The sequence below is a fragment of the Streptomyces sp. CO7 genome, from assembly GCF_053474865.1.
Genome location: NZ_JBRIOU010000001.1, coordinates 186107 through 189005, shown reverse-complemented (window position 1 = coordinate 189005; position 2899 = coordinate 186107). Strand labels below are relative to the sequence as shown.

Genomic DNA, 2899 nt, shown 5'->3' with positions numbered 1-2899 from the left:
GTTCACGGCGGAAAAGTCACGCTGCGGCGTCGAACCCGGTGTCGCGTGCCAGCTTCTTCAGCTCGAGCAGGGCGTGCTTCTCGATCTGCCGGATGCGCTCACGGGTGAGGCCGTGTTCCTTGCCCACCTCTGTCAGCGTACGCTCCCGGCCGTCCTCGATGCCGTAGCGCATCTTGATGATCGAGGCCGTGCGCTGGTCGAGGTGGTTGATGAGGCCGTCGAGCTCCTCGCTGCGCAGCAGCGTGAGCACCGACTGCTCCGGCGACACCGCGGAGGTGTCCTCCAAGAGGTCGCCGAACTGCGTCTCGCCCTCGTCGTCCACCGACATGTTCAGCGAGACCGGGTCGCGCGCCCAGTCCAGCACGTCGGTGATGCGCTCGGGAGTGGCGCCCAGCTCCTGGGCGATCTCCCTGGGCTCCGGGTCGCGGCCGTGCTCGCGGTTGAACTCGCGCTGCACGCGGCGGATGCGGCCCAGCTCCTCCACCAGGTGGACGGGGAGCCGGATGGTGCGGGACTGGTCGGCTATGGACCGGGTGATGGCCTGACGGATCCACCAGGTCGCGTAGGTAGAGAACTTGAAGCCCTTGCGGTAGTCGAACTTCTCCACCGCGCGGACCAGACCGGCGTTGCCCTCCTGGATCAGGTCCAGCAGGGGCAGACCGCTGCGCGGGTAGCGGCGGGCGACCGCCACGACCAGACGCAGGTTGGACCGGATGAAGACGTCCTTGGCCCGCTCTCCCGCTTCCACCAGAGCCTCGAGCTCCTCGCGGGTGGCGTCGGACTTCGACTCCGCCTCGCCGCCGAGGATCTGCTGGGCGAAGACGCCCGCCTCGATCGTCTCGGACAGCTCGACCTCCTTGGCGGCGTCGAGCAGCGGCGTGCGCGCGATCTCGTCCAGGTACATGCCGACCAGGTCGCGGTCCGCGATCTCGCCGCCATGGGCGCGAACGCTGCGTGCCGCGTCGGACGTCCCACCGGAGGCGGTGGACTTGCGACGGGCGACGGCACGGGTTGCCATGCGTGTGCTCCCTAACGATGGTGGGCGGACGTTTTCCAGCTGTGGACGCCGGCCTCCCGGGCGGCCGTGAATCACCCCCGGCGGGCTCGGCGTGACGTTGAAGCGTGTGAGCCTCACTGTCACCGGGTGCCCGGCATCCGTGGGATACAACGACCGGAAACGGGACAGAATTCCCGCACGGTCCCACCAGTCCCTCCCGCATGCAGTACCCTGCCCGCCCGCACCGCGGAGACGGAGGAACACGGTGGGTGAGGAAGTACAGGTCAGGGCCGGTGCCGAACGGGACCTCGCGGCGCTGACGGCCATTTACAACCACTACGTGTGTGAGACGCCTTACACGTTCGACACCGAAATCTTCACTCCGGAGGAGAGACGCGCCTGGCTCGCCTCGTATTCCCCCGAGGGGCCGCACCGCCTGCTGGTGGCGGAGGACGCGGGGACGGGGGAGGTGCTCGGATACGCGACCTCGGGCCGGTTCCGTCCGAAGCCCGCGTACCTGAGCTCGGTCGAGTGCACGGTCTACCTGGCGCCGGACGTCACCGGCCGCGGGGTGGGAGGCCGGCTCTACGGGGCGCTGTTCGAGGCGCTGGCGGGCGAGGACGTGCACCGGGCCTACGCGGCGATCGTCCCGCCCAACGAGCCGTCCGAACGACTGCACCGCCGCTTCGGCTTCGAACCCGTCGGGATGTTCCGCGAGGTCGGGCGGAAGTTCGGGCGGTACTGGGACGTGGCCTGGTTCGAGAAGGCCCTCTGAGGCGGACGGAGCGGACGGAGCGGACGGAGTAAACGGAGCGGGCGGTCCGGGCGGGTTACGGATCAGGCCGGGTCGGCGGCGCGGGGGCCGTGCCGCCGAGGGCTGCCGCTACGGCTCGACGCGACGTTCCATCGCGGCCCGCGCCGCGGCCTCGGTCGGGTAGACCTCGCACATGTGGCGTCCGTCCGGCGTCGCCGTGTGCTCGACCTCCCACAGGGAGGTACGGCGGCCGCCCGGCAGCAGGAAGGCGTGCTCGTACAGGGACAGGCACACCCCCGTACCGGTGCGGCACGGCGGCCCGAAGGCCTGGCTGATCTCGTGCGCGTACGCCGCCCGCAGGGCCGCCGCGGCGTCCGGGCCGGGGCGGTCCGGGTTCTCCGCGCGCCGCAGCAGCCGGCGCAGGTGGTCCGCCGAGTCGGCGGGCGCGTACGGCGGCCCGAGGCCCGTCAGCGGAGGCAGCCGCACCGGAGGCAGGCGCAGCGCGTCCATCGGCGCCAGGGCCGGCTCGTCGGACGGCAGGGGGAGCCGGTCCGTGGCCGCGGACAGCTCCTCCCGGTCCGCGTAGACCTCGTGCCGCACCAGGCCGCCCGCCGCCGTGTTGTGGACCAGCTCCCACAGCGTGAGCACGGACCCGTCGGAGAGCAGCCAGGTGTGCCGGTGGGTCTCCCGGTACAGGCCCGCACTGTGGTGGGCGGAATGGAGCGAGCCGTCGTACGCCAGCGCGGAGTCCAGCCGCGTCAGGACCTCGTCGGGCAGTTCGAAGGAGTTCAGGGCGCGGCCCAGGAGCCGGTCCAGGTGCTCCTCCGGGTACGCCGCCGTCTCGTACGGAACGCTCAAGGCTGCTCCCAGCGTCGCTGCTTGTCACCTTGTGGGTGCATACCGTAGCCCCTCGCTCGGACATCATGTCCGGGAACCGAGAAAACGTACGGTTGTTGAGACGCGTACTTCCCCTGGGAGGTTGCCCTGAGGCGGAGGCGTACGCCGGTCGTACGCTTGACGGATGAGTCCCTCCCCCGACGACGCCCAGGCCCACGCCCCGGCCGACGTCCAGACCGGTACCTCCGGCGGCACCCCGTCCGGCCCCGCCGCCGGAGGTACCGGTCTGGACGTCGGCCGGGGCGTGGGCC

3 protein-coding genes are annotated in these 2899 nt (G+C 71.2%); 1 reads left to right on the top strand and 2 read right to left on the bottom strand.

The window, feature by feature from the left end:
• Positions 1 to 16: 16 nt before the first annotated feature.
• A complete protein-coding gene (locus tag ACOV8S_RS00855; RefSeq protein ID WP_448315331.1) occupies positions 17 to 1018 on the bottom strand; it encodes a sigma-70 family RNA polymerase sigma factor in 1002 nt (333 codons plus the stop codon).
• A gap of 244 nt (positions 1019 to 1262) precedes the next feature.
• On the opposite strand from ACOV8S_RS00855, the gene ACOV8S_RS00850 reads away from it, so the two are divergent.
• Complete coding sequence (locus ACOV8S_RS00850; RefSeq protein WP_448315329.1) at positions 1263 to 1772, top strand: N-acetyltransferase family protein; 510 nt, start codon at positions 1263 to 1265, stop codon at positions 1770 to 1772.
• Positions 1773 to 1880: 108 nt separating this feature from the next.
• On the opposite strand, the gene ACOV8S_RS00845 is transcribed toward ACOV8S_RS00850, so the two are convergent.
• On the bottom strand, positions 1881 to 2609 hold the full coding sequence (locus ACOV8S_RS00845; RefSeq protein WP_448315327.1) for a DUF6227 family protein: 729 nt from the start codon (positions 2607 to 2609) through the stop codon (positions 1881 to 1883).
• Between the last annotated feature and the right edge of the window lie 290 nt (positions 2610 to 2899).